Raw genomic sequence first — 24,878 nt, 5'->3', positions numbered from 1 at the left:
CTCCAGAACTCACACCGAGAGGGTTTGGCGCTGCAGACGATCGCCAAAGGCCGAGCCGAAGCGTTCGCAGATGCGCTCAGCCATTTGCGGCGGCGTCAAACCAAGGGCTTGTTTGGATTCATCGGGGCTGGCGTGATCCACCAACTGATCAGGAATGCCCAACCGCAGCATCGGCACCAACACATCACGCTCATGCAGCGCTTCCATCACTGCAGCACCAAAACCGCCGGCCAAACAGCCTTCTTCCATGGTCACCACGCGGCCGATGCGATTGGCAAGAGGCACCAGCAACGCTTCATCAAGGGGGCGCAGGAAGCGGGCATTGACGACGGTGGCGCGGATGCCCTGCTCTTGCAGCAGACCAGCTGTGGCCATCGCTGGAGCCACCATGGCGCCATAGGCCACGATCAAAAGATCATCCCCCTCAGCCAGCAGTTCACCGCGACCGATCTCGAGAGGTTCCCAGCCATCTTCCAAACAAGGAACACCCTCGCCAGAGCCCCGCGGAATGCGCAAGGCAATGGGACCGTCATGGCGCAAACCAGTCACCAGCATGCGCTGCAGCTCGGCTTCGTCTTTGGGCGCCATCACGGTGAAGTTGGGGACGCAACGCAGGTAAGAGATGTCGTACTGGCCTTGGTGGGTGGGGCCATCAGCGCCCACGATGCCGGCACGGTCCAACACAAAGGTGACCGGCAGCTTTTGAATTCCCACGTCGTGGATCAGCTGGTCGTAGGCCCGCTGCAGGAACGTGCTGTAGATGGCCACCACAGGCTTGAGGCCATCGGAAGCCATGCCTGCGGCCAGGGTGACGGCATGTTGCTCAGCAATGCCTACGTCGACGTATTGATCGGGTACAGCCTTCTGCAACAAATCCAAGCCGGTGCCGGTGGCCATCGCCGCAGTGATGCCAACGATGCGTGAGTCCTGCTCGCAGAGCTTGACCAGGGTCTGGCCAAACACCTTGCTGTAGCTGGGGGGCTTGGGTTTTTTCGCCGGGAAGGATTTACCGGTGGTGAGATCAAAGGCCGACTGGGCGTGATAACCCACTTGGTCGGCTTCGGCATAGGGGTAGCCCTTGCCCTTGGTGGTGGCCACGTGCACCAGCACCGGGCCTTCGCTGCGGTGAGCCTCCTGGAAGGTGCGCACCAGGGCCCCGATGTCATGGCCATCAACCGGGCCCATATAGGTGAAGCCAAGCTCCTCAAACACAGCGCCCACCTTGGGCACCGCCAAGCGCTTCATGCCCTCTTTGATCCGGTTGAGCTCAGCTGGCACTTGCCCCTGCATGAAGGGCAGATGACGCACCGCTTCTTCCGCACTGCCCGTCAGGAATTGCATGGGCGGGCTAAGCCGCATGCGATTGAGGTGATTGGAGAGGGCCCCCACCGGTGGTGAGATCGACATGTCGTTGTCGTTCAACACCACCAACAGGCGTGTTTTCGGCAGATGGCCGGCGTGGTTGATGGCCTCCAGAGCCATGCCTCCGGTGAGGGCTCCATCGCCAATCACCGCAACACATTTGTGGTTTTGCCCCTGGCGATCGCGGGCAATCGCCATACCCAGAGCCGCCGAGATGCTGGTGGAGGCATGGCCTGCGCCGAAATGATCAAAGCTGCTCTCGGAGCGCTTGAGATAGCCAGCCACACCATCTTTCTTGCGCAGGGTGTGGAATTCGTTGAAACGCCCGGTAATCAGCTTGTGGGGATAGGCCTGGTGCCCCACGTCCCACACAACCCGGTCGTGGTCGAGATCCAGGGTTTGATAGAGGGCCAAGGTGAGCTCCACTACCCCCAGGCCTGGGCCCAGGTGTCCACCACTGGTGGACACGGTTTTCAGGTGCTTCTCACGGATCTGTCGCGCAACGTCTTCGAGCTCTGAGCTGCTCAGACCATGCAATTCATTGGGATGACTCAGCTCGCTGAGATGCATTCTGCTGACGCCCCGTAAGCGTCAAATCTAAAACCCCTTCCCAACGGTTGATGGCATCAACGGCAGCAAACCGGGAGGATGGGGGCAATCAAGACCAGGTCATGGAGGGTTACCTGCAGCGGATCCTGCGCGCCAGGGTCTATGAGGTGGCCCGCGAAACGCCACTGGATCCTGCCACGCGCCTATCGCAGCGACTGGGCCACTCGGTTCTGCTCAAACGCGAAGATCTGCAACCTGTTTTCTCCTTCAAGCTGCGGGGCGCCTTCAACAAGATGGTGCAGCTGCCCGCCGAACAGCTGCAGCGCGGGGTTATTGCAGCCAGTGCCGGCAACCATGCCCAAGGCGTGGCCTTAGCCGCCCAGCGCCTGGGTTGCTCAGCGGTAATCGTGATGCCGGTGACAACGCCGCGCACCAAGGTGGAAGCGGTCCGTAGCCGCGGAGCAGAAGTGGTGCTCCATGGCGACAGCTTCGACGCGGCCCAGGCCCATGCCCGAAGCCTTGAGGAGGAGCGGGGGCTTTGTTTTATCCATCCCTTCGATGACCCCGAAGTCATCGCTGGTCAAGGAACCATTGGCATGGAAATCCTCCGCCAATGCAACGAACCACCGGCGGCGATCTACCTGGCCGTGGGGGGCGGGGGCCTGATTGCTGGCGTTGGCGCCTACGTCAAAGCCCTCTGGCCGAATGTTCAGATCATTGGCGTCGAACCGCTGGATGCCGATGCCATGACCCGCTCCCTCGCAGCCGGCGAGCGCCAACGGCTCGAGCAGGTGGGGCTATTTGCCGATGGCGTGGCTGTGCGTGAAGTGGGGGAAGAAACCTTTCGTCTGGCGCAGCAGGTGGTGGACCGGATGGTGACGGTCGATAGCGATGCCATCTGTGCCGCTATCAAAGATGTCTTTGAAGACACCCGCTCAATCCTTGAACCGGCTGGAGCCCTTGCTGTGGCTGGTTTAAAAGCCGACGCGGCCCGTTGGCCCCAGGGCAGCGCCTTGGTGGCGGTGGCCTGCGGCGCCAACATGAATTTCGAGCGGCTGCGCTTTGTGGCCGAACGGGCGGAATTGGGCGAGCAACGCGAAGCGATGCTGGCCGTCGAAATCCCTGAGCAACCCGGCAGCCTGCGGAAGTTCTGCCGTTTGCTTGGCAGTCACAGCCTGACGGAATTCAGTTATCGCCAGGCCCGCGGGCACCGGGCGCAAATCTTCGTGGGGGTGGAGACCAGCAACCGCCAAGACGCCATGGCATTAACAGCCTTGCTGGAAGAGGGGGGATTCTCCTGCGTGGATCTCTCCAGCAATGAATTGGCCAAATTGCACCTGCGCCACATGGTGGGCGGGCGGCTACCAGAAGCAGCACCAGGGCAAGACCCAGTCCCTGAGCGGCTCTATCGCTTCGAATTCCCCGAACGCCCCGGTGCCCTGATGGCGTTTGTGGAAGCCCTTCACCCGGGCTGGACCATCAGCATTTTTCATTACCGAAACCAGGGCTCTGATGTGGGCCGGATCGTTGTGGGAGTCCAAGTTCCAGCTGAGGAGTTGGAGCAATGGCAGCAGGTTTTAGCTGGGCTGCCCTTCCAAAGCTGGGAGGAAACCAACAACCCCGCCTATCAGCTTTTCCTGGCCTGAGACAAAAACGACCGCTACGTTGCGCCAATGGTCTCAACCGAGCTCTCCCTTCCAGCCCAACTCGAGGCGATCCTCTACCTCAAGGGGCGCTGCCTGAGCCTGGCGGAATTGAGCGAGCTCGCCGGTTGTGAGCGCGATGAGGTGGAGCTAGCGCTGATCACCTTGATGGCGGACTATGCCCACCGCGATACGGCGCTGGAAATCCGCCAAGAAAGTGCTGGTTACAGCCTGCAATTGCGCCAAAACCTGGCGGCGTTGGTGCAAGAGCTGGTTCCTGTGGACCTCAGCACCGCCAGCCTGCGGACCCTGGCCACGGTGGCGCTGAAAAAACGAATCCTGCAATCGGAGCTCGTGGACCTGCGCGGCAGTGGGGCCTACGACCACATCAAAGAGCTGCTGCAACACGGCTTCATCGAACGCAAACGCCAGAGTGAGGGCCGTTCGTTTTGGATCAGCCTCACCGAGAAATTTCATCGCACATTTGCCTTAAACAACGTCAGCGCCGAAGCGGCGTAGCAGAAGCAGCACATAAAAACAGCCTGAAGTTCGCACTTTCACATTCCTCAACGCAAATTTTCTTTGAGGTAATTCAAGTTTGATTACCTGGCGAGTTGATTGCAGTCGTAGCGGATAGTTTGAGCTGGCGCAGAGTGCGTTTATACGCCCTCAAGTGCATCCTCTGCCTGGCTTTATCGCCATGGCAATGCATACAGCCGACCCGAAAATCGACGCCCCATGGACAACTCCCTGTCACCCAAGATGGACTTTGGTGGAATCACCAAAACCGAGGGCGTTACCTACAGCAAATCGAATGGTGATGCGGCCGTTGCAGCGCTCACCAACGCCGACTTCCTGCGGGCTTCTTGCGCTGAAATGAAGCTTGGCGTGGGGCCTCGAGATCACCACGAGTGCCCGCACCGGGTGACCTTCAACTATTACTCAGCCTCGGATAGCGCAACGCTTCAGCAAGCCATTCATGCCACCTACCGGCATCTTCATGGCAACTGCTATGTGATGGACAATGAGCGGGCCTCTGAGCTGGAATCCCAGCTCAGCAACGGCTCTCTCAACATTCGTGAATTTGTGCGTGCTTTGGTCAAGCGCGATTTTTACAAGGACCGTTTTTTCTCAGCCGTTGCCCCATTCCGCGGGATTGAGTTGGCCTACAAGCATTTGCTCGGCAGACCGCCCCTAAGCGAGCAAGAAGTAGCTGCTGCAATCTCACTCCAAGCCGAGCATGGGTACGACGCCATGGTCGATAGCTTGATTGATTCGGCCGAATACACAGAAGTCTTTGGAGCTGCCACGGTTCCTTACTCAAGAGCTTGGACCTCAGCCAGCGGCATGCCAATGATCAACTTTGTTCGTATGGCAGCGCTGGAGCAAAACTTTGTGACCAGCGATCGCAACAACGGCTCCGCATCGATTTTGCTTAGCAATCTGGCCAAGGGAACTCCCCTGCCCATCAAGGTGAGCAAGAAGGTCAATTTCGTTGGCGTGTCGGCGGCTTGGGGGGCTGGCAAGCCTCCAGCCGATTTCGAGAAGCTGTGGCGTGGTCTGGCCCTGGTCGGTGGCGCTCACCTGGCGGGAATGCTCGTCAATGTGCTCTCACAGATGGCCGGCATTCATGCCCTTGATCGCATTCCAGCGATGTTCCTGGGTCTTTGATCGCTGTTAATCCATCAGGGGCTGCCACCACAGCCCCTCTTCCTTTAAAAGTGATGCTCGATAGATTCGGATAAATCCCACACACGATGGATCTCAGCTTCCTACTCGGTGTTCTGGCTCAAACCTTGAGCATCTACACGGTCGTGCTGATCGTTCGTGTCCTGCTGAGCTGGTTTCCCAACCTCGACTGGGGCAACCCCGTGCTGAGCGCCGTCAGCTCGATCACCGATCCCTATCTCAATGTCTTCCGAGGCTTGATCCCACCCCTTGGCGGTTTGGATCTATCGGCCATCATTGCCTTCATCGCCTTAAACCTTCTGCAATCACTGCTCTCGAGCGCCAGCGCGTCGTTTTACAGCGGTGGGTTCGGTTACTGATTCAGAGCCCAATCCAAGACACAAGGCCAGCTGGAGGAGCAAACTGATCAAGTGCTTTTGATTAGTTAGGTGAACCCTGAGCATGTGGCGTCTGCCACGCAAGAAACGCTCAACGAGGTGGTTTGGCTACTGGACCGCCTTAAGGCAATGAGTGGCTGCACTGATGAACACATCGCTAAAAGCCTGGAGCACTTGGCTCGTGGCTATCGCCAGTTCCGCCAACCCAAATCAGTGACCTACGGCAAGACGGGCCAACCTGACGCTTGAGCACTGAGCGCAGCCGTTAGCCAACCGTTTACCGAATCTTTGCCTCAAGCCAACGGCAGCTTGACCTTGCTCGAGCAACGTTTGCCAAAATCCCTCTGTCTCCATGGACTTGGCGATCAGATGCGTGTGTGCCTGCGTGATCTTGTGGGCGGCCGAGAAGATCTTCGAAGACGGCTTTCACCTCAGCCTTGTGGGGTTTGTGGGGCTGGCCTTTGTGGTGGCTTGGGCAACCCTTCAGGCGTGAAGTCAACAGCTCGAGCACCAGTAAGGGCCTTAGCCCTGCAGCTCCAGTTCCAAGGGCAGCAATTCATCGTCTGAGCCAGCGCGGGTGCGCACGGGCGCGGTAAAGCCCCTGGCCCGTGCCTTCGACACGCTCAAAGGCTCTGGGGTGCCCGCAGGGATCGATAAGCGCAGAGCAAAGTCGGAATCACCAGGCGGCACATCGCCAAGGGATCCGACCCGGGTGCGGTTCTGCAGAGCAGGCTCACCCCCGCGATCGAAGATCTGTGCAAACAGATCGGCATCCACCACGGCCCGCTTGCCGGGGTTGTGAACCACACCGCGCAGGGCATAGCAACTCGCCCCCACAGGCCGCTTCAAATCCGGCTGGGCGCCGGCGTCACCCTCTGGGCAAGGGGCCAGCTGCAAATCACTAACGCTCAGCTCAGCGGCCCAGAGCGGCTGCGGGAAACACAGGGCAAGCACCACAAGGGCCATCAAAAAGGCGCGTTTCATCGCTGATCTCCGCTGCCGCCAATCACCTGACGCTGGGCTCGACTGGCCAGCTTGTCCAGATTGGCCTGCGCCACGCTCTCCAGGCTGAAGCCCAGCTCATCGGCGAGTTGAGAGACGTACCAGAGCACATCACCAAGCTCCAAGGCGATGGCCTGGCGGCGCTCATCGCTGAACACCCCTGCCTCATCCCGCAACACCTTCTTGACCTTGTCAGCCACCTCTCCGGCTTCCCCACAGAGCCCCAAAGCTGGATAGATGGGATTGCTGCCCAGATCGGGGTACAGGGCTGTGTTGCGCGCTTGCCGCTGATAATTGTTGAGATCCATGGGAACGTTCGGGTGGTAGCTTCCGCAACGCTTCAGGCCCGGTCCATGCCCCTGCCCGATCATCAGCGACGTACCAAAATCGTCGCCACAATCGGGCCGGCCACAGAATCACCAGACAGCATTCGGCAGCTGATTCTGGCCGGTGCCACAACCTTCCGACTGAACTTCTCCCACGGAGATCATGAGGAGCATGCCCAGCGCGCCGCCACGATCCGACAGGTGGCCCATGAACTGGGAGTTCACGTTGGAATCCTGCAAGACCTGCAAGGGCCGAAGATCCGCCTCGGCCGTTTTGCCGATGGTCCAATCACCGTGGCCAAGGGAGATTCCTTCGCCCTAACGGCACGCGATGTGCCCTGCACCCAAAGCATCGCCACAGTCACCTACGACAAGCTGGCCAGCGAAGTGGAGCCAGGCAGCCGCATCCTTCTTGATGACGGCAAGGTGGAGATGAAGGTCGACTGGATCGACCAGGCCGAGCAGACCCTGCACTGCAAGATCACCGTTGGCGGCAAGCTCTCCAACAACAAAGGCGTCAACTTCCCCGACTGCCTACTCTCGGTCCGCGCGCTGACGGCCAAAGACCGTAATGACTTGGCCTTTGGTTTGCAGCTCGGCGTCGACTGGGTGGCGCTCAGCTTTGTGCGCAACCCCTCCGACATGCAGGAGATCAAGGAGCTGATCAGCTCCTTGGGCCATGCCACGCCAGTGGTGGCCAAAATCGAAAAATTTGAGGCGATCGATCAGATCGACGCCATCTTGCCGCTCTGCGACGGGGTGATGGTGGCCCGCGGCGACCTGGGCGTGGAGATGGCGGCCGAGGAAGTGCCCCTGCTGCAGAAGGAGTTGATCCGCAAGGCCAACTCCATGGGCATCCCGATCATCACGGCCACCCAGATGCTCGACAGCATGGTGGCCAATGCCCGGCCCACCCGCGCCGAGGTGAGCGATGTGGCCAACGCGATTCTCGATGGCACCGATGCGGTGATGCTCTCTAACGAGACCGCTGTTGGCGACTACGCCGTTGAAGCCGTTGAAACCATGGACCGGATCGCCAGGCGCATTGAGAAGGACTACCCAAACCGCCAACCCGACACCCAGCTGGCCTGCACAATCCCCAACGCCATCAGCATGGCGGTGAGCACGATCGCCACCCAACTCGATGCCGCCGCGATCTTGACGCTCACCAAAAGTGGCGCCACGGGACGCACCGTTAGCAAGTTCCGCCCTTCAACTCCGATCCTGGCGATCACGAGCGACGTGAAGGTGGCCCGCCAGCTGCAATTGGTTTGGGGCGTAAACCCTCTGGTGATTGCCACCCAGGCCTCCACCAGCCGCACCTTCAGCCTGGCCATGGGCGTTGCTCAAGAACAAAAGCTGCTGCAAGACGGCGATCTGGTGATCCAAACCGCAGGAACCCTGGCCGGCGTCAGTGGCTCCACCGATCTGGTCAAGGTGGGCATCGTTTCAGCAGTGCTGGGACGGGGCACTGGTTTTGGCAGCCAGCCAGTGAGCGGCCAGGTGTGCATTGCCAATTCACCGCAGGAAGCCGCCCGCATCGAAGCCGGCGAAATCTTGGTGGTGCCCCACACCGATGCGAGTTACCTCGAAGCCATTCGCCGCTGCGGTGGTGTGATTGCTGAAGAAGATGGCAGCCAAAGCCATGCCGCTGTGATCGGCCAGCGGTTGGGAATCCCTGTGATCACAGGGGTAGCCAATGCCACCCGCGACGTGCGCCAAGGAGAGGTGGTTACCCTCGATGTCCGCTACGGGATGGTGCACCGGGGCACCCACGTCCATGACCACAGCAGCGCCGACACGATCGGTTGAATCCGCCGCGGTGGTCGTTGCCCGACTACCGCTCCGTGAAACCGTTGGAATGGCCCTGGGCGCGCTCGGGGCCAACCGCTTGCGCTCTCTGCTGACGATGCTGGGCATCGTCATTGGCAATGCCTCGGTGATCACCCTGGTGGGTGTGGGCCAAGGCGCCCAAAACCTGGCCAAAGATCAGCTCAGCAGCCTGGGGGCCAACGTACTGTTTGTGGTGCCGGGCAACAACGACACCCGCCGCCGCGGCATTAGCAATCCCAAAACCCTGGTGTTGGCCGATGCCGACGCCATCGCTGAGCAAGTGCCGAGCGTGGCCAAGGTGGCCCCTCAAATCACCACCAGCCAAACGGTTCGAGCCGGCAACCTCAGCGCCACGGTGACCGTGACGGGAATCACGCCGGAGTTTCTCTCGGTGCGGCGCTTTGACATGGCCCAGGGCCGTTTCTTCTCGGACGAAGACCTCAAAGCGGCCCGCACCGTGACGGTGTTGGGACCTGATCTCGCCGAGCGACTGCTGCCTGAAGGCTCACCGATTGGACGCTCGGTTCGCATCAAGAACCAAAGCTTCCAGGTGATAGGAATCATGGCCTCCAAAGGGGCCTTCCTAGGGCAAAACCAAGACGACGCGGCCTATGTGCCGCTCAGCACGATGGTGAACCGCCTTAGCGGACGTGATCCCACCTATGGCACGTCCTTGAGCTTCATCAGCGTTGAGGCTCGCGACCCGGCATCCATTAGTGCAGCAAGGTTTCAGATCACCAACCTGCTGAGGCAACGGCACCGAATCCTGCGAGAAGACGATTTTGCTGTGAGATCCCAGAAAGATGCCCTCTCGATCGTGGGCACGATCACAGGCGGGCTCACTTTGATGCTGGCCGCCATTGGCGGTATTTCCCTGTTGGTGGGCGGCATCGGGATCATGAACATCATGTTGGTGTCGGTGAGTGAGCGCACCCAAGAGATCGGGCTGCGCAAGGCCGTGGGTGCCCGCAGCGGCGATGTGCTGCTGCAGTTTTTGGTGGAAGCGCTGGTGGTCTCCAGCCTTGGCGGCTTACTGGGCAGTGGCCTGGGTGTGGGCGCTGTGATAGCCGTGGCGGCCTTCACCCCGCTGCCCGCCAGCATTGGCGCGGTGAGCGTGCTGGGCACGGTGTTGCTCTCCGGCTCGATTGGCCTGTTCTTTGGTGTAGTGCCCGCGCGCCGCGCCGCCCAACTCGATCCGATCGTGGCCCTCAGACGCCTGTGAGCGAAGTGGCCATCGCGATGATCGAGTGCGATGGCCGCTGGTTGCTGCAGCTTCGCGACGACATCGAAGGCATCCTCTATCCCGGTCAGTGGGCTCTCTTTGGCGGCCATCTCGACCCCGGCGAGACGCCCGCAGCGGCCCTTCGCCGCGAACTCGAGGAGGAGATCAATTGGGCAGAAAGCGATCTGCCCCCTTGGTTTGAACTGCGCGATGCCCAGCGCATCCGCCACTTTTTTCGTGGTCCCCTAGCTGTGCCGCTGGAGTCGCTCACCCTGCTGGAAGGGCAAGACATGGTGGTTGCTGCACTCGATGAATTGCTCAGTGGCTCGATCTGGAGCCCGAAGTGCCAGCAATGGCGTCCTCTTGCCCCTTCACTGAAGCGGGCAGTACAAGAGCTGAAAAAAGAACGCGATCAAGCCTGAGAAGACTTTACAATCGCGAAACATTTTTGGTGGCACGGGGCAGCTTCCTATGAACAACCGCTGGCGACTGATCGCGCTTTGGGCCCTGCCCATCGCCCTGGTTGTCTTCTTTGGACTGCAAGTGGTGCGCGGCGGCGGCCCAATGCAAGCGGCCAACGGCCCCACTGAAGCTCCTCGCAACAGCGCAGTGGCGCGCGTGGCTTACGGCCGTTTCCTCGATTACCTCGAAGCCGGCCGAATCACCGCTGTTGATGTCTACGACGGTGGCCGCACCGCGGTTGTTGAAGCCGTGGACCCCTACATCGATAACCGCGTTCAGCGTCTGCGCGTTGACCTGCCCGGTCTGGCTCCTGAACTTATCAGCCAGATCGAAGAGCAAGGCATCAGCTTCGATGTGCATCCTCCCCGCACAACTCCACCGGCCCTCGGGATCCTGGGCAATCTGGCCTTCCCGCTGCTGCTGATCGGCGCCCTGATCTTCTTGGCACGCCGCTCCAACAACATGCCCGGTGGCCCTGGTCAGGCCATGCAATTCGGCAAGAGCAAAGCTCGCTTTGCCATGGAAGCGGAAACCGGCGTCATGTTTGATGACGTTGCTGGTGTGGAAGAAGCCAAGCAAGACCTCGAAGAGGTTGTGACTTTCCTCAAGCAGCCGGAGCGTTTCTCCGCCTTGGGCGCCACCATCCCCCGCGGTGTGCTGTTGGTGGGCCCTCCTGGAACCGGTAAAACCCTGCTCGCCAAAGCCATCGCTGGTGAAGCTGGTGTGCCGTTCTTCTCCCTCTCCGGTTCGGAGTTTGTGGAGATGTTTGTGGGCGTTGGCGCCAGCCGCGTTCGCGACCTGTTCAAGCGCGCCAAAGAGAACGCTCCCTGCTTGATCTTCATCGACGAGATCGACGCCGTTGGCCGTCAACGCGGGGCCGGTGTTGGCGGTGGTAACGACGAGCGTGAGCAGACGCTCAACCAGCTGCTCACCGAGATGGACGGCTTTGAGGGCAACAGCGGCATCATCTTGCTGGCGGCGACCAACCGCCCGGATGTACTCGATTCAGCGCTGATGCGCCCCGGCCGCTTCGACCGTCAGGTGACGGTGGATGCCCCTGACATCAAGGGCCGCCTGTCCATCTTGGAAGTGCACTCCCGCAACAAAAAACTGGCGGAAGACGTGAGTCTTGAGGTGATTGCTCGCCGCACTCCCGGTTTCACAGGGGCTGATCTGGCCAACTTGCTCAACGAAGCGGCGATTCTGACGGCGCGGCGCCGCAAGGAAGCCACCACCTTGGCCGAGATCGACGATGCCGTTGATCGCGTGATTGCCGGCATGGAGGGGCAACCCCTCACCGATGGCCGCAGCAAGCGTTTGATCGCGTATCACGAAGTGGGCCATGCCTTGGTGGGAACCCTGGTCAAGGATCACGATCCCGTGCAGAAGGTGACCCTGATTCCACGTGGTCAGGCCCAGGGTTTGACCTGGTTTGCTCCTGATGAAGAGCAAATGCTGGTGAGCCGCGCCCAACTGAGGGCTCGAATCATGGGCGCTCTCGGCGGCCGCGCTGCTGAGGACATCGTTTTTGGCCATGCTGAAGTCACCACCGGTGCCGGTGGCGATATTCAGCAGGTGGCCAGCATGGCCCGGCAGATGGTGACCCGCTTCGGCATGAGTGACTTGGGTCCTCTGTCTCTTGAAGCTGGCAACCAAGAGGTGTTCTTGGGCCGTGACTTGATGACCCGCAGCGACGTCTCAGACTCGATCACCAACCAGATCGACGAGCAGGTTCGCTCCATCGTTGAGCGCTGCTACAAAGAAACCGTTGACCTGCTGGCAGATCAGCGCGACTGCATGGATCGCCTGGTGGATCTCCTCATCGAGAAAGAAACCCTCGACGGCAATGATTTCCGCGATGTGGTGTCTGAATTCGTCAGCATCCCTGAGAAAGAACGTTTCAGCCCTTTACTTCCAACGGCCTGATCCCAATAGCTCATTAAAAACCCCCTGGTGAATCACCAGGGGGTTTTTTGTTGCCGAATTACTCAGCCTTTGAGATCGCACTCAAATGGCGTGAATCGGTCGTTGATCGATCACCTTGTCGATCAGGCCATACTCAGCCGCCTCAGCAGGAGACATGAAAAAGTCGCGGTCGGTGTCTTTCTGAATCCGATCCAGGGGCTGGCCGGTGCGTTGGGCCAGTTCCTCGTTGAGGCGCTTTTTCAGGAACAAGATTTCATCGGCCTGGATGCGGATGTCACTGGCCTGGCCCTGGGCGCCGCCCAAAGGCTGGTGAATCATGATCCGCGAGTGCTGCAGGCTGCTGCGCTTGCCAGGAGCACCAGCGGCGAGCAAGAAAGCACCCATGCTGGCGGCCAAGCCAACACACACGGTCTGCACGTCGGGTTTGACGTGCTGCATGGTGTCGAAGATGCCAAGGCCGTCGTAGACCGAGCCGCCGGGTGAATTGATGTACAAAAAGATGTCTTTGTCTGGATCTTCCGCCTCCAGAAACAGCAACTGAGCAACGATCCGGTTGGCCGATTCGGCGGTCACCGGTTCACCCATGAAGATGATCCGCTCGCGCAGCAGACGCGAATAGATGTCAAACGCCCTTTCGCCCCGTCCGGACTCCTCAATCACGATGGGAATCATGGGGACAACAAGTCAGATGGGGCGATCTTACTGACGGAAACAAGGTCTCTGAGCGCTATGGTCGCAGTCCTGCAGAGCATGGCCTTGAGCAACCCGCAAACCGTTGCCGACAGCAAGCGCCGTTTTTACGCCGCTTACCCCCATGTCATCCCCGGTCTCTACCGCCGGGTGGTGGATGAATTGTTGGTGGAGTTGCACCTGCTCGCTGGGCAGGCCGGCTTCCAGGCCGATTCGCTGTTTGCGATGGGGCTCACCCAGGTGTTCGACAACCTGATGCAGGGGTTCAAACCTGCTGAACGTCAGGAGGAGCTGTTTGCAGCGATCTGCTCTGGAGCTGGCCTGAAGGCCGATCAACTGCGCAAAGACGCCAAGCAACTCAAGGAGCAATTGGTTCCCCATGGCGAAGCCGAGATCAAGTCTTGGATCGAGCAGCAGGGCCAAGGTGCACCGGATGTGCTCAAGCGCGTCTTGCAGCAGGCAGGCCGCAGCGATTTCCATTACTCACGCCTGCATGCCGTTGGTCTGATGGGGCTGCTGCAAGATCTCAGCGGTGGCGATGACCAAGACCCCCAGGCCCTGCAGGAGCGGGCTCACCAACTCGGCCACAGCATGGGCCTGCAGAAAGACAAGCTGCAGAAAGACATGGGCCTCTACGCCAGCAATCTGGAAAAGATGTCGCAGGCTGTGGAGCTGCTCGAGGAAACCGTGGCTGCTGAACGCCGCAAGCGCGAGCAGCGTCAGGGTGAACCGGCTGCAGCTGCCACAGGCCAGGTGAGCGAGCCCGCCAGCTGAGCTGGACCACCGCTTTGATGCGCTGGCTGCAACTCCGCATCGAGTTGCTGCAAACCGCCCCACAACGCAGGCAGCCCAACTGGCAGCAACTGCAGCTGCTGCATCGCGGCGGGGGCGGCACTGAGCTGCAAGCCCTCACGCAACACCCCACTGGATGGTTGTTGGGGCTGGCTGGCTAACGGGACATCAGCGCCCAGCACCACCAACAATTCACCACTGGGGAACCATCGCCATCCAGCTTGAACAGGACCATCAGGCTGCTGAACGCGCCTGATCGGACCCGCTGCGCTGATTGGCCATCCCGGCGCCTGCTGCGTTTCCAGCTGCCGCTGCAACCGCGCCACAGCCAAGCGGTGGCGATCAGCGGGCCACAAGCGAAGCCAAAGGCTGGCGCGATAGGGCGATTGCTCTGGATTGCGGCGCAGCTCCAATTGAAAGGGGCTATTGAGCAACCAGCTGCGATGGGGCAGCAGCACCGCAGGCCAGCTGAGGGCATCCAGCAAGGGCTGCAACAGCGGCGCCATCCGGCGCCCCTGGAGCCGCAACACCACAGGCTCCGGCAACACACTGATTGGACGTTGGGCGGGGGGCTGCAAGGCGGTTTGCAGGGCTGCTGGGCCCGTGCTGACCTGTCCCCAGAAACGATCGCCGCGCAGCGTTAAGCAGCCCCAGCGCAGGGGTTCAGCCAGCGGCGACCAACTCCCTAACCAACCCGCCAGGGCTTCGCCTTGCCAAAACAGAGCCGGTGGAGAACCAGCCAACGCTTCACAGCCAAGCTCTGAGCTGGTTTGCGCCTCCAAGCTCTGCTGCAGGCTTTGGAGGCTGAGGGCATCGGCAGCCACCAGGCGATACCCCCCCAAACGCAGGCTGTGGGGGATCACATCGAGCTCTGCGCCACCAGGCAGCATCAAATAGGGCGGGGCTCCGGCATGCTCACCCCACAGCTGAAACCAGCTGATCGCTTTATTGCGCCAAAGCTTTGCGGCCAATGGTTGCGGCAAACGCTGCTGCCACAGCGCTGGGGGCTGCGGCCGAGGCAGCGCAGGGAATGCCTGAATCAGGTCGCTGATGGGCAGCAGCTGCTTCAGCTCTGGGCTGGCCGATGGGGGCGCCGTAGCCCATAGCAACGCAGCCACACCAGCCGGCCCTGCAGCAGCCGCGATAGAACCAAGCAGACGGCCCATGGCCGATTAATCACGCTTGCGGCGGCGGCGATCACGCCACTCCACCGCCGAGAGGTAGATCACACCACCACTAACGAACAGCAGCAACGCCGCTGCCACCGTGGCCAGCAGGGTTGTCCCCGGCAGCTCCACCACGGACATCAGATGAGGATCAGAAATTGATGGATCCGTCGCCGTTGCGGCCCCAGACCACCATGGCGATCGAGAAGGTGAACGTGGCAGCCAAAGCAGCCCAACCCAAGGAGATCAGCACAGGACGGTCGTTCAAACGTGCTGACTGTACTGAAAGCGGGAGGGGTGATTGCGCAGAATGGCGCAATCGGTAGGAATTCAGCGTTGACCAGCTCAGCTCCCAGCCGCCAAACAGCCGGCAGCACCCTGCTGGAGCGGGCTCCCTATCCCAATTTCAAGGTGGTGGTACTCAACGATGAGGTGAACACCTTTCAGCACGTGGTGGATTGCCTGGTGAAATACATCCCCGGCATGAATCCTGACCGCGCCTGGTCGTTAGCTCAGCAGATCGATAGCGACGGCCAAGCCGTGGTTTGGGTGGGTCCGCAGGAGCAAGCGGAGCTTTATCACATGCAATTGGGCGCCGAGGGCCTCACCATGGCCCCATTGGAGCGGGCCTGAGGCCATGGGGCGGGTGGTCATCACCCACAGCACCTACCTCGAAGGATTGATCCCGCTGCTCAAGCAGTTGGCCAAGGATCCCCAAGTGGTCACGGTGACCCCGGCAGTGATTAGCCGCGTGAAAGGGCGCTGCCAAGGACTCAAGCTGAGGATCTCAGCCCCAATCACTGGCGGGCACAAGCTGGTCGCAAGGCGCGGCACCAGCGCGCAGGAGGTGTTCGTTGTCACGCCTCTTGAACGAGATGAGCTCCAACAACGCATCAAGGCCTTGCTGCAAAACCCCTGAATAGGTACTCACCTCAAGCAATTTGGAGAAATTGAGTAAATCAAACGTCCCCGTCAAGGCCGAACGAAGCTGTCAAGGCGCGTTGAACGACAAGCTGATTTAGCTGGAGTAGGAATCGATCACACCTTGCTGCTGATTTTTGTAGCTCTGAACAACAGCACTGTCTTGGCGATGCAATTCCCAATCCAAGCCATACGCCTTTAACGACATCATCAGCCCTTCAGCGCTGGCGGGGTTGGTGGCATAAGGAATCTGATGCACATCACACAACCTCGTTAGCGCTTCAATGTCAGAAGCGTGGGCGTGGGAGGTGAGTGGATCTTTGAAGAAAAAGATGGCAGCAATCTGCCCTTCCGAGATCATTCCGCCAATGGCTTGATCACCCCCCAAAGGGCCGCTGGCCACAAGCCTCTCAACCTCAATACCGAGCTTTTTCTTGAGTGATCGACCTGTGCTGCCCGTTGTGACCAGGGGCAATCCAGCGAAAAAGGGCTTGTTTCCTGCAACAAAATTAATCAACACATTTTTCATATCGTTGTGGGCCACCAACGACACAAATTTTGAGCTCTTGCGCTCCTGAATCGCACTGTCGTCAGCTGGGGCCTGATCGTCTTGAACCGGCAGACCCGAAGGGATCGCCCCCAATGCCGAGCACACCTCAGCCAGATCAATCAGACCATCACCAGAATGATCAAAAGATCCAAACAGCTGCTTAACCGAATCTTCTGATCCAAGATTAAAGTTAAGCGAATTTAAAAAATCAGAAAATTCTAATAAATCAATTGTGCCATCTTGATTGACATCAACAGATCTCAAAAGCTGCTCAGGAGTTAACCACCGGTCCAAGGCAGCCTTTCTGAACTGACGTAGCAAGAACTGATTATCCAGGGACATCTTCAAGCAAAAGCGACGCAGAACCTATCACAGGTTGATCAGTCAAAAACAGCGCCAACAACACAAAAACAATCCACGATTCGATCCTTGCAGTCCCGACGCGTCAATCAAGCAACCGCAACCATGCCCACCAAAACAGCCCGATTACAAGTCCAATCACCACAAGCTGCTCGATAACCAACTTTTGAGCCTCTGGATCCATCATCATCAAGGCCTCCCCAAACAAAGCCGTGGCCAAACTGCGGGGTTATCGGCGCCTTGACAGCAGAGACAGATCATCCCGTATGCATCGGGGCTAAAGATCAGATCATGGAGAGCCTTATTTCGGTCGACGTTGCTGCGCAACAAACATGTCAAGTGGAGCTCGATTGGTCTTGAGATTCGCCAGGAATTTTTTCCAGAAGCGACGCAGTACCTCAACAAAACGCATCGCGAGAAAGCAGTGGCATCTCCCTAGTCAACACGGTGGGCTCAGCTGCGGCTATTCCACTCCTCAAGGGTTGTCGGCAGCTCATCAGCACTTTGCAGTTGCAGAAGCTCTTTATTGGGAAACATGGTTATGACCTTGTTCCAAGCCTCGTATCGCAGGGTCGTACTGGTGCTGACCTCGAGCTCTTCTGTGGAGCCATCGCTCTCTTTAAAAACAGCGGTCCACCAGGCCATGGAAAATTTTCTTTGGCGGCACTCAAACACTTGAGTCCCCAAGCTGCCAATGAATGTTGTCAGAGCTTCATCAACCCACGGTCGCCATCGCTCTGGGTTGATCAGTAGCCAACGCGCCGAACACCAATCAAATTCCGTGTCAAGGAATTGTCTTGATCAGATTTTGACTTGGTGTAGAGCACCAAGCCATCCACCTCGAGGCGATACATCGTTGCCTGGCAATCATCCAAACCAGGGATCAAAACGGTTGAAGGGGTGATACACCCAGGTTGATTCTGCTGATCCATCAACGACACCACATCACCGGTGAGGCACTCGTCGTTGTTGCGCACAATCTCTGGGTCGTAGTTGAAACCCTGCACAGTTCCATCTTTGAGCAGAAAACGCTCGTTCACCAAGATCGGATCAGCCGCTTGGAACTGAGCCTCATTCCAATTGGCGATGCAGGTTTCCTGCTTGGCACGCTGCTCCGCTGCCTGCTGCTGGAACTGCTCGACGGTTTGATCAAGATCCTGGGCCAGCGCTGGGCCGCTCAAACTCAGAGCTACCAAAGAAAGGAGGATTCTTTTCATACAGCCAGTGTGCTGCTGTTGTGGTGGTTTGGCAGGACCCCGGCAACCACAACACGTTTCACACCAAGCGTCAGAACGAGCCCCAACAGGTGACCTCAACGTGGGCGCTACCGCTGCGTTGGGCGGCCTCGCATTCCTCGAGGAAGCGGGTGCCCAATTTGTTAGCCAGCGCATCGTTCTTGATGAATACCGTTGCTTCTCGGTTCTGGAACGATTCAGCGGAGGCTTTGTGAGCCGTGGCAGCCTCCAGACCAAGAAATGCTGCACCACCGAGCAAACCGCCAGCGGCCGAGCCAATCACCAAACGAGTCAGAGCGTTCATAGGAGATCACCATCTCCATCCATGGTGTGGACAGCAGCGGTCCAGCCGCATCCCCCGTTTTGGTGAATCAACAACACAGAAGTTCGTTGACGAACGTTGCGAGTCCCTACGTCGTGTGACGACCTCGATGGCGCAGCACAGCAGCGTGTCTTGGATTTGATGGAGCGAGCCAAGGAAAACCACGACCGTGCATAGCGTTTCAACTGGACCGCTCTGGTTCTCTTTGATCAACAAAGTGCTCAGACCCAGCGCCTCACGGCGGTGGAAAGCCAAGACGAAGCCATGGTGGGTGTCATTAGAAGGCATCAGCACCAGGTCCAGCAGGGTGCAAAAGCGTTGGTACTCCAGCCCAACCAAGGCGTTAGCGAACCAACCAGCGTGGATTTATCGCCAGCGCTGAGCCATGACTAAACAGTTCGACTCAGTGGTTGGGATCGGACGCGGCCGGCACCTGTCCTGAGGTTCGGGATCGGTGCCTTCCGTTTATGGATGCAGCTGGGAATCTGACCCATGCGAGGCAGATCCCAACGGCCATCGCCAACCAGTGGATATCCCAAGCACCGGTCAATTCACTACTTGTTCAGATCAAGGCAGAAAGAAAGAGGCGCATCAGCGATAAGGAGTCGGCCGACCGGAGGAAAGGTCCAGCCATTCCTGAGACGCAAAGTGAAAATTCAGCGCTTAGCTGATCAACCCAGTGCTGGCTTCTGGCTTGGATTGGGCAATACCCAAGAGGGGAAAAGCCGATGTTCAGAAGAACAGACTCCTCGCTAGGCAAGCCAAAACCCGTCACCAAGTCCTATGGCTACGCGGACGCCATGCGGCACGGATACCTCACTGAGATGGAAATGCAGTGGCTCTATTGGCGTGAAGCCGCTCGAACTGAGGCCGAACGCGCGCGGCCATGGAACACCTACAAAGGCTGATGAGCAAACCTCTTCATGCGTCCTTTGCATAAGTCAGGACAGCAGGGCTGACTAGCTACTAGAAACATGTCCTGGTTTGTCGAGCAGTCGGACCAGGCGAAAGCAGCGACGCTCTGGGTGAGTCCTCAGGGCGTTTTTTATGGCCGGCTCTTCTGTGAATAAGTGCCCGGAGGATTGCGTCTCCGGGACTTGAGCCGCCCCGTCTAGAGGCCATCTTCAAAGGCGGCTTTTCTGCCTAGGGGTGCCCATGCAGATCCCCCTAGGACTTTGCCCACCACCAGCGCACACGGGTGATGGATGCCGGTAGTTGATGCCTGTCATCCGCCGACAAAACCACGGTGACCCAATCCCCATGGTCGACTTTGTGCCCAATGAGCAGGCCTGGCGTTGCGAGTGATTGATGTTGAGGTTCACCCCCTCAACTGCACCTACCGAGATCCTGCAGCTCAGGCTCAGCTCCACGCGTTAGACGTTGAGCAACCAACAAACCCCGACACTCATTGCTATTGCAATTGGGTGGACCGCCGTGCCGTGATGACCTGAGGTTCGACCTGGATAAACCAGAAGAGGGAGAAAAGCGGAGCTTCGTTTCCAGCTACTGGGCCGGTTTACGTCACTTCCGGGACATCTCCCCCAAGTCGAAAAGGGAGTCAGATCAGAACACTTGGCAGGGCAAACACCAACACAGCAGTCCGAACCGAATTTAGGGGGTTTGACCAGGAGCAGGCCAGTGCTCACGCACCTCTTGCAAACGTTCCATGGCCTCACGGCGGCGCAACCCTGGATCTTTGGCTTGCAGCAGAAAGGTGAGGTGTCCCAACTTCCGCCCCGGCCTCGACTGCTCTTTGCCGTACCAGTGCAGGTGGGCCCCAGGCAGGCGCTGCAACTGCTGCAAACGATCGCTGTAGGGACAGTCGGATGTTTCAAAACCGAGCAGATTCACCATGAAGGCTCCTGAGGCAAGCCACTCCACAGCGGAAGGTGGTTGGCCGCTGAGCAACGTCAGCTGCTGCTGGAACTGGCTGGTGCTGCAGGCCTCAATCGAAAAGTGGCCGGAGTTGTGGGTGCGCGGAGCTAGCTCATTAATCAACAGGCCTTGAGGCCCCAGAAACATTTCGATCGCCAGCACGCCGACGTAGTCGAGGGCCGTGACGAGCGACACCGCAATCGAACGGACACGGGCTTCCACTGCATGGCTCACGCCGGCTGGTGCCAGCACCCACTCACAGACCTGCTGATGCTGATGGGTTTCCACCAATGGCATCAGTTCCACCTGCCCAGCCGCATCGCGCGCCACCACCACGGCCAGCTCATGCTCAAACGGGACCAGTTCCTCGAGGATCCAGCGGCGTGGATCAACGCGCATCAACAACGCTTCCAGCGAGGCGCGGTTGAGCACACGTTCGGTGCCTTGGCCGTCGTAGCCGCCTGTCATCGCCTTGGCCATGGCAGGAAGTTCCATGTGCTCCGGCAGAGCACCACCAGCGCTCACCACCTCAGCCAGGTCGCACCAGCGCGGGCAAGGCAGATTCAACCGCTCCAGCAACAGGTGCTGGCTGCGTTTGTCCACCAGCTGCTGCAGAACAGCCACCGAGGGCTGAAATTCCAAACCACGCTTCTCCAGCTCAGCAATGGTCTTGAGATCAACCCACTCGTTCTCAAAACCAATCGCATCACAACGCTCAGCGAGCTGAGTAGTGGCAGCGCCATCGGTCGCGGCGCCGATCACCACCTCATCAACAAGCTTGCAAGCCGGATCGCTGGCACTGGATGCCTGCAGAGCCAAGTTCAATCCCATCGGGCCTGCGGCTTCCGCCAGCATCACCGCCAGCTGGCCGCTTCCAACGATGCCCGGCCGCTTCACAGGCAGCTCAATTCAATCGCTCAATCTAGTTGGCGCTACCGGTCTTCAGCCCTTGCTGAATCAGGCCAAGCACCAGCACCACCAGAAACAGCGCCAAACCGGCTGTGCAGGCATAGCTGATCTCAAGTTCCTGGAACGCCAAGTCGTAGACGTAATAGACAACGGTGCGGGTGGAGTCAGCCGGTCCGCCCTGGGTCATCAAAAACACCTCCTCAAACACCTTGGTGGCCGCGATGGCTGAAATCACCGCAACCAAGGCCACATAGGGGCGCAGCAGGGGCAAGGTGATGTCGAGGTGCTGCCTCCAGCCGACGCTGCCATCGAGCTCAGCGGCTTCATAGAGGTCTTTGGGAATGCCCTGCAGCCCGGCCAAAAAGATGACCATGTAGTAGCCAAGGCCTTTCCACAGGGTCACCAGCATCACTGAGGGCAAAGCGAGCAGGGGATCGGTGAGAAAGCCAATCGGCGTGAAGGCATCACCAAACAACGCCTGGCCCCAGCCATTGATCAAGCCGTTTTCGGCATAAAGCCAGCGGAAGGCGATGGCAGCCACCACGATCGACACCAGCACAGGGGTGTAGAAGGCGCCACGGAACCAGTGCATCCCCGGCAAGGCGCGATTCACAAGCACCGCCAGGGCTAAGGCGCCCAACACGATCGGTGGCACCACGCCCACCAAATAGATGGCTGTGGTGCCAAGCACCCGCAAAAACATCGGATCAGCCAGCAACCGTTGGATGTTCGCCAAACCAATGAACTGCAGTGGCTCACTGACATCGAGGCCAGAGCGGGTGAAGCTCATCAACAGCGCCATCAACGCCGGCACCAGCACGGTGAGGCAGACCAGCACCATCGCTGGCGCCACGAAAAGCCAAGGGAGCCAGGGGGAGCGGCGCATGCCTTCGGTTCGCTGCCTGCGCATTGTGAGCCAAACAGGCCATACATTCAGAAGCTCTGGTTCTGTGGTGTCGATGGACAGCGGCGGCGCGATGACAACCGTGACGGTGGAGCTGACGCGCCCCTATGACGTTGTGATTGGCCAGGGCTCACTGCAGCAGCTGGGCGAGCGCCTCAAGCAGCAAGCCATCCGGGTGGGCACCAAAGTTTTGGTGGTGTCGAACCCTGTGGTGGCTGAGCACTACGGCACCACGGTGATGGGATCGCTCAGCGCCGCTGGCTACCAGGCCGAGCTGCTGGTGATTGAAGCAGGGGAGGAGCAAAAAACACCGGCCACCGTGGCTCAGATCCATGACAAGGCCTACGCCATGCAGCTCGAGCGCAGCTCATTGATGCTGGCGCTCGGCGGCGGTGTGGTGGGTGACATGACCGGTTTTGCGGCGGCCACTTGGTTGCGAGGTGTCGCCGTGGTGCAAGTGCCCACCACCTTGCTGGCGATGGTGGATGCCGCCATTGGCGGCAAAACCGGCGTGAACCATCCCGGTGGCAAGAACTTGATCGGCGCTTTTCACCAGCCCAGGTTGGTGATGATTGATTCGACCACCCTGGGCACGCTGCCGATCCGCGAAGTTCACGCCGGCATGGCTGAAGTGATCAAGTACGGCGTGATTGGCGATCCGGTGCTGTTTGAGGCCCTCGAAGCTCACGGCCCCCTGGACAGCCTCGAGGCCATCGGCACACCCTTGATGCAACAGATCCTGCGGCGATCAGCAGCGGCCAAGGCGCGGGTGGTGGCCCACGACGAACGAGAAGGCAGCTTGCGGGCGATCCTCAACTACGGCCACACCCTGGGGCATGTGGTGGAAACCCTGACGGGCTATGGCACCTACCTGCACGGCGAAGCGGTAGGCATCGGCATGCAAGCCGCTGGTCTGCTGAGTCAGCGGCTTGGGCTGTGGAGCGCTGAAGAGCAGCAGCGCCAGTTGGCATTGCTCAAGCGCTGCGGCCTGCCGTGGCAAGCCCCTGAACTGGAAACCGAGGCGATCCGAACCGCCATCCTGCGCGACAAAAAAGTGCAAAACGGCCGTGTCCGCTTTGTGCTGCCCACCGCCATCGGCCAAGTGGTAACTCGAGACGACGTAGACCTCGAGGCTGCCGTTGCTGCGCTCAAAGCCACCAGCGGTGTTGAGGCCTAACAGCAGGGCAGCTCAGCGGTCAGGGTTGCCGATCGAAACTCAATTCCGGCGTGCACCTGCCAGGGTTTTTCTTGGCGATCAACGAGCGCAACATTGCGGAAGCCCAGTTGTTCAAAGGCTGAGCAGAACTCGGTTTCAAGCCAAGCGCCACTGATGCAGCCGCTCCAGAGATCGGGATCTTGCTGCAACTCCAGCGGCACTGGCTTGTCGCAAATGATGTCGCTGATGGCCAAGCGCCCCCCAGGGGCCGTAACGCGCCTGATTTCCTGAAGCAGCTGTCCGCGCCGAGACGGCTGCACCAAATTCAAAACACAGTTGCTCAGCACCACATCGATGCAGCCATCGGCCAGCAAGGGCTGACCATCGAGATCGATCGCCAGCTGATCGATTTCAGCGCGCCGAAACGACACATTGCCGTAACCGATTTGACTCGCCACAGAGCCGCAGGCACCGTTGGCCAGCTCCAACATGTTGGGATTGCGATCGAGCCCAAGCACCGAACCCTCAGCGCCCACCAGTTGACTGCAGATGAAGGCGTTCTTACCGCTGCCACTGCCCAGATCAAGCACGCGATCGCCAGGGCGAACCCAGCGGGTGGGATCGCCGCAGCCGTAATCGCGGCTGACCACCTCCTCGGGGATGACCTTCAACAGGGCTGGATCGAATGGCACCGCCGCACACAGGCAGGCCTCTTGCTCCAAAGCAGCAGCGCCATAGCGCTCATCAATGGCATCCCGGTGATCCGGAGGGCAGCAGGAATTAGACATCGAAAAAACCTAGTCGCCCGTAGCAACACCAGTTGGGGCTACAGGCGAAGACCCATTTCTAGGCTCTATCCCGTTCAGTACTTATCGCTGGTGGAGACAGGAACTCCAACAAAGTCCTCGAGTTCATCCAACTGCGGACGGCGCATCACGAAGGCCTTCAGCGGTGAAGAACTCATGCCGATGGCACGGATGATCAAAAAGTCCAGCGAGAAACGGCCAGCTCCATTGAGAGCCACACAAGCCGAGCCACCGAAATAGAGGATCAACAACTCCAGCGCGTAAATATTGAATCCACCGGTAACGATGATGGAGTGATAAATCGCCACTGAGATGGTTCCCACAACAGCCAGGCCACCCAAGCGAGCGCCAAGGCCAAAAATCATCAACCAACTGCCGATGATCTCGGAATAGGCGGCGACGTAGGACAGCAGAACAGGGAAAGGCAGATGCAGTGGTTTGACAACCGATTCAGCAAAGCCCTGAATATCAGCGAGTTTGTCGTAGCCGTGGTGAATCAAAACGCTCCCCACGCAGACGCGTAGGAGCAGGAAGCCAAGTGATCGAGCCATGACTTGCATGGGCTTTACATAACTACATCAACCTTAAGGAGGATTGTCTGCTGCCGTGACTGCTCCTGGCACGCAGCACAACGACAGGCCTGCACTTGGATCACACGACAGGCTCCATCCAGTCCAACGGAGAGCGCTGGCCAAGCAGCTAGCCGATTCCCTCCGTCGATCAGATGCATGGTCTACCTGAAAGCAGGTTGAGCGATCAGCGGTTAAGCGTTGGATACACCTGCTTCAACGCTCCAAAAAT

At 59.2% G+C, this 24,878-nt stretch carries 27 protein-coding genes and 1 other RNA gene; 12 read left to right on the top strand and 16 right to left on the bottom strand.

Annotated features, from left to right (window positions below):
• Positions 1–9 precede the first annotated feature (9 nt).
• Complete coding sequence (gene dxs, locus SIB46_RS01315) at positions 10–1,932, bottom strand: 1-deoxy-D-xylulose-5-phosphate synthase (RefSeq protein ID WP_413296753.1); 1,923 nt, start codon at positions 1,930–1,932, stop codon at positions 10–12.
• Between the two features lie 101 nt (positions 1,933–2,033).
• Here dxs and ilvA point away from each other — a divergent pair, with 101 nt between their 5' ends.
• The 4 genes from ilvA (at position 2,034) to SIB46_RS01295 (ending at position 5,602) form a co-directional block, all read left to right on the top strand.
• Positions 2,034–3,557: a threonine ammonia-lyase, biosynthetic gene (gene ilvA / locus SIB46_RS01310; RefSeq protein ID WP_413296752.1), complete on the top strand. Its 1,524-nt coding sequence runs from the start codon at positions 2,034–2,036 to the stop codon at positions 3,555–3,557.
• A gap of 27 nt (positions 3,558–3,584) precedes the next feature.
• Complete coding sequence (scpB, locus tag SIB46_RS01305; protein WP_011935809.1) at positions 3,585–4,073, top strand: SMC-Scp complex subunit ScpB; 489 nt, start codon at positions 3,585–3,587, stop codon at positions 4,071–4,073.
• 219 nt (positions 4,074–4,292) lie between these two features.
• A complete protein-coding gene (locus SIB46_RS01300) occupies positions 4,293–5,225 on the top strand; it encodes a phycobilisome rod-core linker polypeptide (protein ID WP_413296751.1) in 933 nt (310 codons plus the stop codon).
• A gap of 86 nt (positions 5,226–5,311) precedes the next feature.
• Positions 5,312–5,602, top strand: coding sequence for a YggT family protein (locus SIB46_RS01295; RefSeq protein ID WP_011935811.1), 291 nt, complete (start codon positions 5,312–5,314; stop codon positions 5,600–5,602).
• A gap of 540 nt (positions 5,603–6,142) precedes the next feature.
• Here the strand turns inward: SIB46_RS01295 and SIB46_RS01290 are convergent.
• Entirely contained in the window at positions 6,143–6,604 is a 462-nt protein-coding gene (locus SIB46_RS01290) for a hypothetical protein (protein ID WP_413296750.1), read from the bottom strand.
• Positions 6,601–6,930, bottom strand: coding sequence for a nucleoside triphosphate pyrophosphohydrolase family protein (locus tag SIB46_RS01285; protein WP_413296749.1), 330 nt, complete (start codon positions 6,928–6,930; stop codon positions 6,601–6,603). The genes SIB46_RS01290 and SIB46_RS01285 overlap by 4 nt, the downstream gene beginning before the upstream one ends.
• A gap of 45 nt (positions 6,931–6,975) precedes the next feature.
• Between SIB46_RS01285 and pyk the strand changes: the two genes are divergently transcribed.
• Genes pyk through ftsH form a run of 4 tightly spaced genes read left to right on the top strand, consistent with a single transcriptional unit; the run spans position 6,976 to position 12,391 of the window.
• The gene (gene pyk, locus SIB46_RS01280) at positions 6,976–8,760 is read left to right on the top strand and encodes a pyruvate kinase (RefSeq protein ID WP_413296748.1); all 1,785 of its coding nucleotides are present in this window, start codon (positions 6,976–6,978) and stop codon (positions 8,758–8,760) included.
• Positions 8,729–10,003, top strand: a complete 1,275-nt coding sequence (locus tag SIB46_RS01275) for an ABC transporter permease (protein WP_413296747.1) — start codon at positions 8,729–8,731, stop codon at positions 10,001–10,003. The genes pyk and SIB46_RS01275 overlap by 32 nt, the downstream gene beginning before the upstream one ends.
• On the top strand, positions 10,000–10,425 hold the full coding sequence (locus tag SIB46_RS01270; protein ID WP_413296746.1) for an NUDIX hydrolase: 426 nt from the start codon (positions 10,000–10,002) through the stop codon (positions 10,423–10,425). The genes SIB46_RS01275 and SIB46_RS01270 overlap by 4 nt, the downstream gene beginning before the upstream one ends.
• A gap of 49 nt (positions 10,426–10,474) precedes the next feature.
• Positions 10,475–12,391, top strand: coding sequence for an ATP-dependent zinc metalloprotease FtsH (ftsH, locus tag SIB46_RS01265; protein WP_413296745.1), 1,917 nt, complete (start codon positions 10,475–10,477; stop codon positions 12,389–12,391).
• A gap of 81 nt (positions 12,392–12,472) precedes the next feature.
• Here the strand turns inward: ftsH and clpP are convergent, their stop codons facing one another.
• Positions 12,473–13,063: an ATP-dependent Clp endopeptidase proteolytic subunit ClpP gene (gene clpP, locus SIB46_RS01260; RefSeq protein ID WP_011935821.1), complete on the bottom strand. Its 591-nt coding sequence runs from the start codon at positions 13,061–13,063 to the stop codon at positions 12,473–12,475.
• A 57-nt stretch (positions 13,064–13,120) separates the two neighbouring features.
• Between clpP and psb29 the strand changes: the two genes are divergently transcribed.
• The gene (gene psb29, locus SIB46_RS01255) at positions 13,121–13,855 is read left to right on the top strand and encodes a photosystem II biogenesis protein Psp29 (RefSeq protein WP_413296744.1); all 735 of its coding nucleotides are present in this window, start codon (positions 13,121–13,123) and stop codon (positions 13,853–13,855) included.
• Here the strand turns inward: psb29 and SIB46_RS01250 are convergent.
• The 3 genes from SIB46_RS01250 to petN are packed head-to-tail and all read right to left on the bottom strand — an operon-like array spanning position 13,801 to position 15,292.
• The gene (locus SIB46_RS01250) at positions 13,801–15,039 is read right to left on the bottom strand and encodes a hypothetical protein (RefSeq protein ID WP_413296743.1); all 1,239 of its coding nucleotides are present in this window, start codon (positions 15,037–15,039) and stop codon (positions 13,801–13,803) included. The two genes, psb29 and SIB46_RS01250, sit on opposite strands and share 55 nt — an antisense overlap.
• Positions 15,040–15,045: 6 nt before the next feature.
• Positions 15,046–15,180, bottom strand: a complete 135-nt coding sequence (locus SIB46_RS01245) for a hypothetical protein (protein WP_255445338.1) — start codon at positions 15,178–15,180, stop codon at positions 15,046–15,048.
• Between the two features lie 10 nt (positions 15,181–15,190).
• On the bottom strand, positions 15,191–15,292 hold the full coding sequence (gene petN / locus SIB46_RS01240) for a cytochrome b6-f complex subunit PetN (protein ID WP_011935824.1): 102 nt from the start codon (positions 15,290–15,292) through the stop codon (positions 15,191–15,193).
• A gap of 83 nt (positions 15,293–15,375) precedes the next feature.
• On the opposite strand from petN, the gene clpS reads away from it, so the two are divergent.
• Together clpS and SIB46_RS01230 are read left to right on the top strand one after the other, a co-directional pair.
• On the top strand, positions 15,376–15,672 hold the full coding sequence (gene clpS, locus SIB46_RS01235) for an ATP-dependent Clp protease adapter ClpS (RefSeq protein ID WP_413296742.1): 297 nt from the start codon (positions 15,376–15,378) through the stop codon (positions 15,670–15,672).
• A gap of 4 nt (positions 15,673–15,676) precedes the next feature.
• Positions 15,677–15,958 (top strand): DUF2103 domain-containing protein, encoded by a 282-nt coding sequence (locus SIB46_RS01230; RefSeq protein WP_413296741.1) that lies wholly within the window; start codon positions 15,677–15,679, stop codon positions 15,956–15,958.
• A 99-nt stretch (positions 15,959–16,057) separates the two neighbouring features.
• On the opposite strand, the gene SIB46_RS01225 is transcribed toward SIB46_RS01230, so the two are convergent.
• The 7 genes from SIB46_RS01225 to SIB46_RS01195 form a co-directional block, all read right to left on the bottom strand.
• A complete protein-coding gene (locus SIB46_RS01225) occupies positions 16,058–16,804 on the bottom strand; it encodes a methylglyoxal synthase (protein ID WP_413296740.1) in 747 nt (248 codons plus the stop codon).
• 519 nt (positions 16,805–17,323) lie between these two features.
• On the bottom strand, positions 17,324–17,515 hold the full coding sequence (locus tag SIB46_RS01220) for a hypothetical protein (RefSeq protein WP_413296739.1): 192 nt from the start codon (positions 17,513–17,515) through the stop codon (positions 17,324–17,326).
• A gap of 101 nt (positions 17,516–17,616) precedes the next feature.
• Positions 17,617–18,087 carry a hypothetical protein gene (locus SIB46_RS01215; RefSeq protein ID WP_413296738.1) on the bottom strand — a complete coding sequence of 157 codons (471 nt, stop codon included), beginning with the start codon at positions 18,085–18,087 and terminating at the stop codon, positions 17,617–17,619.
• A 70-nt stretch (positions 18,088–18,157) separates the two neighbouring features.
• Entirely contained in the window at positions 18,158–18,409 is a 252-nt protein-coding gene (locus SIB46_RS01210; protein ID WP_413296737.1) for a hypothetical protein, read from the bottom strand.
• A gap of 1,440 nt (positions 18,410–19,849) precedes the next feature.
• A non-coding RNA gene (gene ssrS / locus SIB46_RS01205) (6S RNA) lies at positions 19,850–20,032 on the bottom strand.
• Between the two features lie 6 nt (positions 20,033–20,038).
• On the bottom strand, positions 20,039–21,199 hold the full coding sequence (locus SIB46_RS01200; protein ID WP_413296735.1) for a 5-(carboxyamino)imidazole ribonucleotide synthase: 1,161 nt from the start codon (positions 21,197–21,199) through the stop codon (positions 20,039–20,041).
• A 25-nt stretch (positions 21,200–21,224) separates the two neighbouring features.
• On the bottom strand, positions 21,225–22,097 hold the full coding sequence (locus SIB46_RS01195; RefSeq protein WP_413296734.1) for a carbohydrate ABC transporter permease: 873 nt from the start codon (positions 22,095–22,097) through the stop codon (positions 21,225–21,227).
• 91 nt (positions 22,098–22,188) lie between these two features.
• Here SIB46_RS01195 and aroB point away from each other — a divergent pair, with 91 nt between their 5' ends.
• A complete protein-coding gene (gene aroB, locus SIB46_RS01190) occupies positions 22,189–23,292 on the top strand; it encodes a 3-dehydroquinate synthase (protein WP_413297807.1) in 1,104 nt (367 codons plus the stop codon).
• On the opposite strand, the gene SIB46_RS01185 is transcribed toward aroB, so the two are convergent.
• Together SIB46_RS01185 and SIB46_RS01180 are read right to left on the bottom strand one after the other, a co-directional pair.
• Positions 23,289–24,059 carry a methyltransferase domain-containing protein gene (locus SIB46_RS01185; RefSeq protein ID WP_413296733.1) on the bottom strand — a complete coding sequence of 257 codons (771 nt, stop codon included), beginning with the start codon at positions 24,057–24,059 and terminating at the stop codon, positions 23,289–23,291. The two genes, aroB and SIB46_RS01185, sit on opposite strands and share 4 nt — an antisense overlap.
• A 74-nt stretch (positions 24,060–24,133) precedes the next feature.
• A complete protein-coding gene (locus SIB46_RS01180; protein ID WP_413296732.1) occupies positions 24,134–24,628 on the bottom strand; it encodes a DoxX family protein in 495 nt (164 codons plus the stop codon).
• Positions 24,629–24,878 lie beyond the last annotated feature (250 nt).

The organism is Synechococcus sp. MIT S9452 (assembly GCF_047304245.1).
Classification (GTDB): Bacteria; Cyanobacteriota; Cyanobacteriia; order PCC-6307; family Cyanobiaceae; genus RCC307.
The sequence above is the reverse complement of the archived record's forward strand: the minus strand, read 5'-3'. Positions and strand labels throughout refer to the sequence as shown.

Bases quoted from the DNA above. Each gene is read 5' to 3' on its own strand.
- pyk (WP_413296748.1), top strand. From the start codon at position 6,976: ATGCCCCTGCCCGATCATCAGCGACGTACCAAAATCGTCGCCACAATC.
- SIB46_RS01210 (WP_413296737.1), bottom strand. From the start codon at position 18,409: ATGAACGCTCTGACTCGTTTGGTGATTGGCTCGGCCGCTGGCGGTTTG.
- SIB46_RS01185 (WP_413296733.1), bottom strand. From the start codon at position 24,059: ATGTCTAATTCCTGCTGCCCTCCGGATCACCGGGATGCCATTGATGAG.
- SIB46_RS01220 (WP_413296739.1), bottom strand. From the start codon at position 17,515: ATGGCCTGGTGGACCGCTGTTTTTAAAGAGAGCGATGGCTCCACAGAA.
- SIB46_RS01295 (WP_011935811.1), top strand. From the start codon at position 5,312: ATGGATCTCAGCTTCCTACTCGGTGTTCTGGCTCAAACCTTGAGCATC.
- SIB46_RS01300 (WP_413296751.1), top strand. From the start codon at position 4,293: ATGGACAACTCCCTGTCACCCAAGATGGACTTTGGTGGAATCACCAAA.
- SIB46_RS01290 (WP_413296750.1), bottom strand. From the start codon at position 6,604: ATGAAACGCGCCTTTTTGATGGCCCTTGTGGTGCTTGCCCTGTGTTTC.
- SIB46_RS01285 (WP_413296749.1), bottom strand. From the start codon at position 6,930: ATGGATCTCAACAATTATCAGCGGCAAGCGCGCAACACAGCCCTGTAC.
- psb29 (WP_413296744.1), top strand. From the start codon at position 13,121: ATGGTCGCAGTCCTGCAGAGCATGGCCTTGAGCAACCCGCAAACCGTT.
- SIB46_RS01250 (WP_413296743.1), bottom strand. From the start codon at position 15,039: ATGGGCCGTCTGCTTGGTTCTATCGCGGCTGCTGCAGGGCCGGCTGGT.
- SIB46_RS01180 (WP_413296732.1), bottom strand. From the start codon at position 24,628: ATGGCTCGATCACTTGGCTTCCTGCTCCTACGCGTCTGCGTGGGGAGC.
- ftsH (WP_413296745.1), top strand. From the start codon at position 10,475: ATGAACAACCGCTGGCGACTGATCGCGCTTTGGGCCCTGCCCATCGCC.
- scpB (WP_011935809.1), top strand. From the start codon at position 3,585: ATGGTCTCAACCGAGCTCTCCCTTCCAGCCCAACTCGAGGCGATCCTC.
- SIB46_RS01230 (WP_413296741.1), top strand. From the start codon at position 15,677: ATGGGGCGGGTGGTCATCACCCACAGCACCTACCTCGAAGGATTGATC.
- SIB46_RS01215 (WP_413296738.1), bottom strand. From the start codon at position 18,087: ATGAAAAGAATCCTCCTTTCTTTGGTAGCTCTGAGTTTGAGCGGCCCA.
- aroB (WP_413297807.1), top strand. From the start codon at position 22,189: ATGACAACCGTGACGGTGGAGCTGACGCGCCCCTATGACGTTGTGATT.
- dxs (WP_413296753.1), bottom strand. From the start codon at position 1,932: ATGCATCTCAGCGAGCTGAGTCATCCCAATGAATTGCATGGTCTGAGC.
- SIB46_RS01275 (WP_413296747.1), top strand. From the start codon at position 8,729: ATGACCACAGCAGCGCCGACACGATCGGTTGAATCCGCCGCGGTGGTC.
- clpP (WP_011935821.1), bottom strand. From the start codon at position 13,063: ATGATTCCCATCGTGATTGAGGAGTCCGGACGGGGCGAAAGGGCGTTT.
- ilvA (WP_413296752.1), top strand. From the start codon at position 2,034: ATGGAGGGTTACCTGCAGCGGATCCTGCGCGCCAGGGTCTATGAGGTG.
- SIB46_RS01245 (WP_255445338.1), bottom strand. From the start codon at position 15,180: ATGTCCGTGGTGGAGCTGCCGGGGACAACCCTGCTGGCCACGGTGGCA.
- SIB46_RS01195 (WP_413296734.1), bottom strand. From the start codon at position 22,097: ATGCGCCGCTCCCCCTGGCTCCCTTGGCTTTTCGTGGCGCCAGCGATG.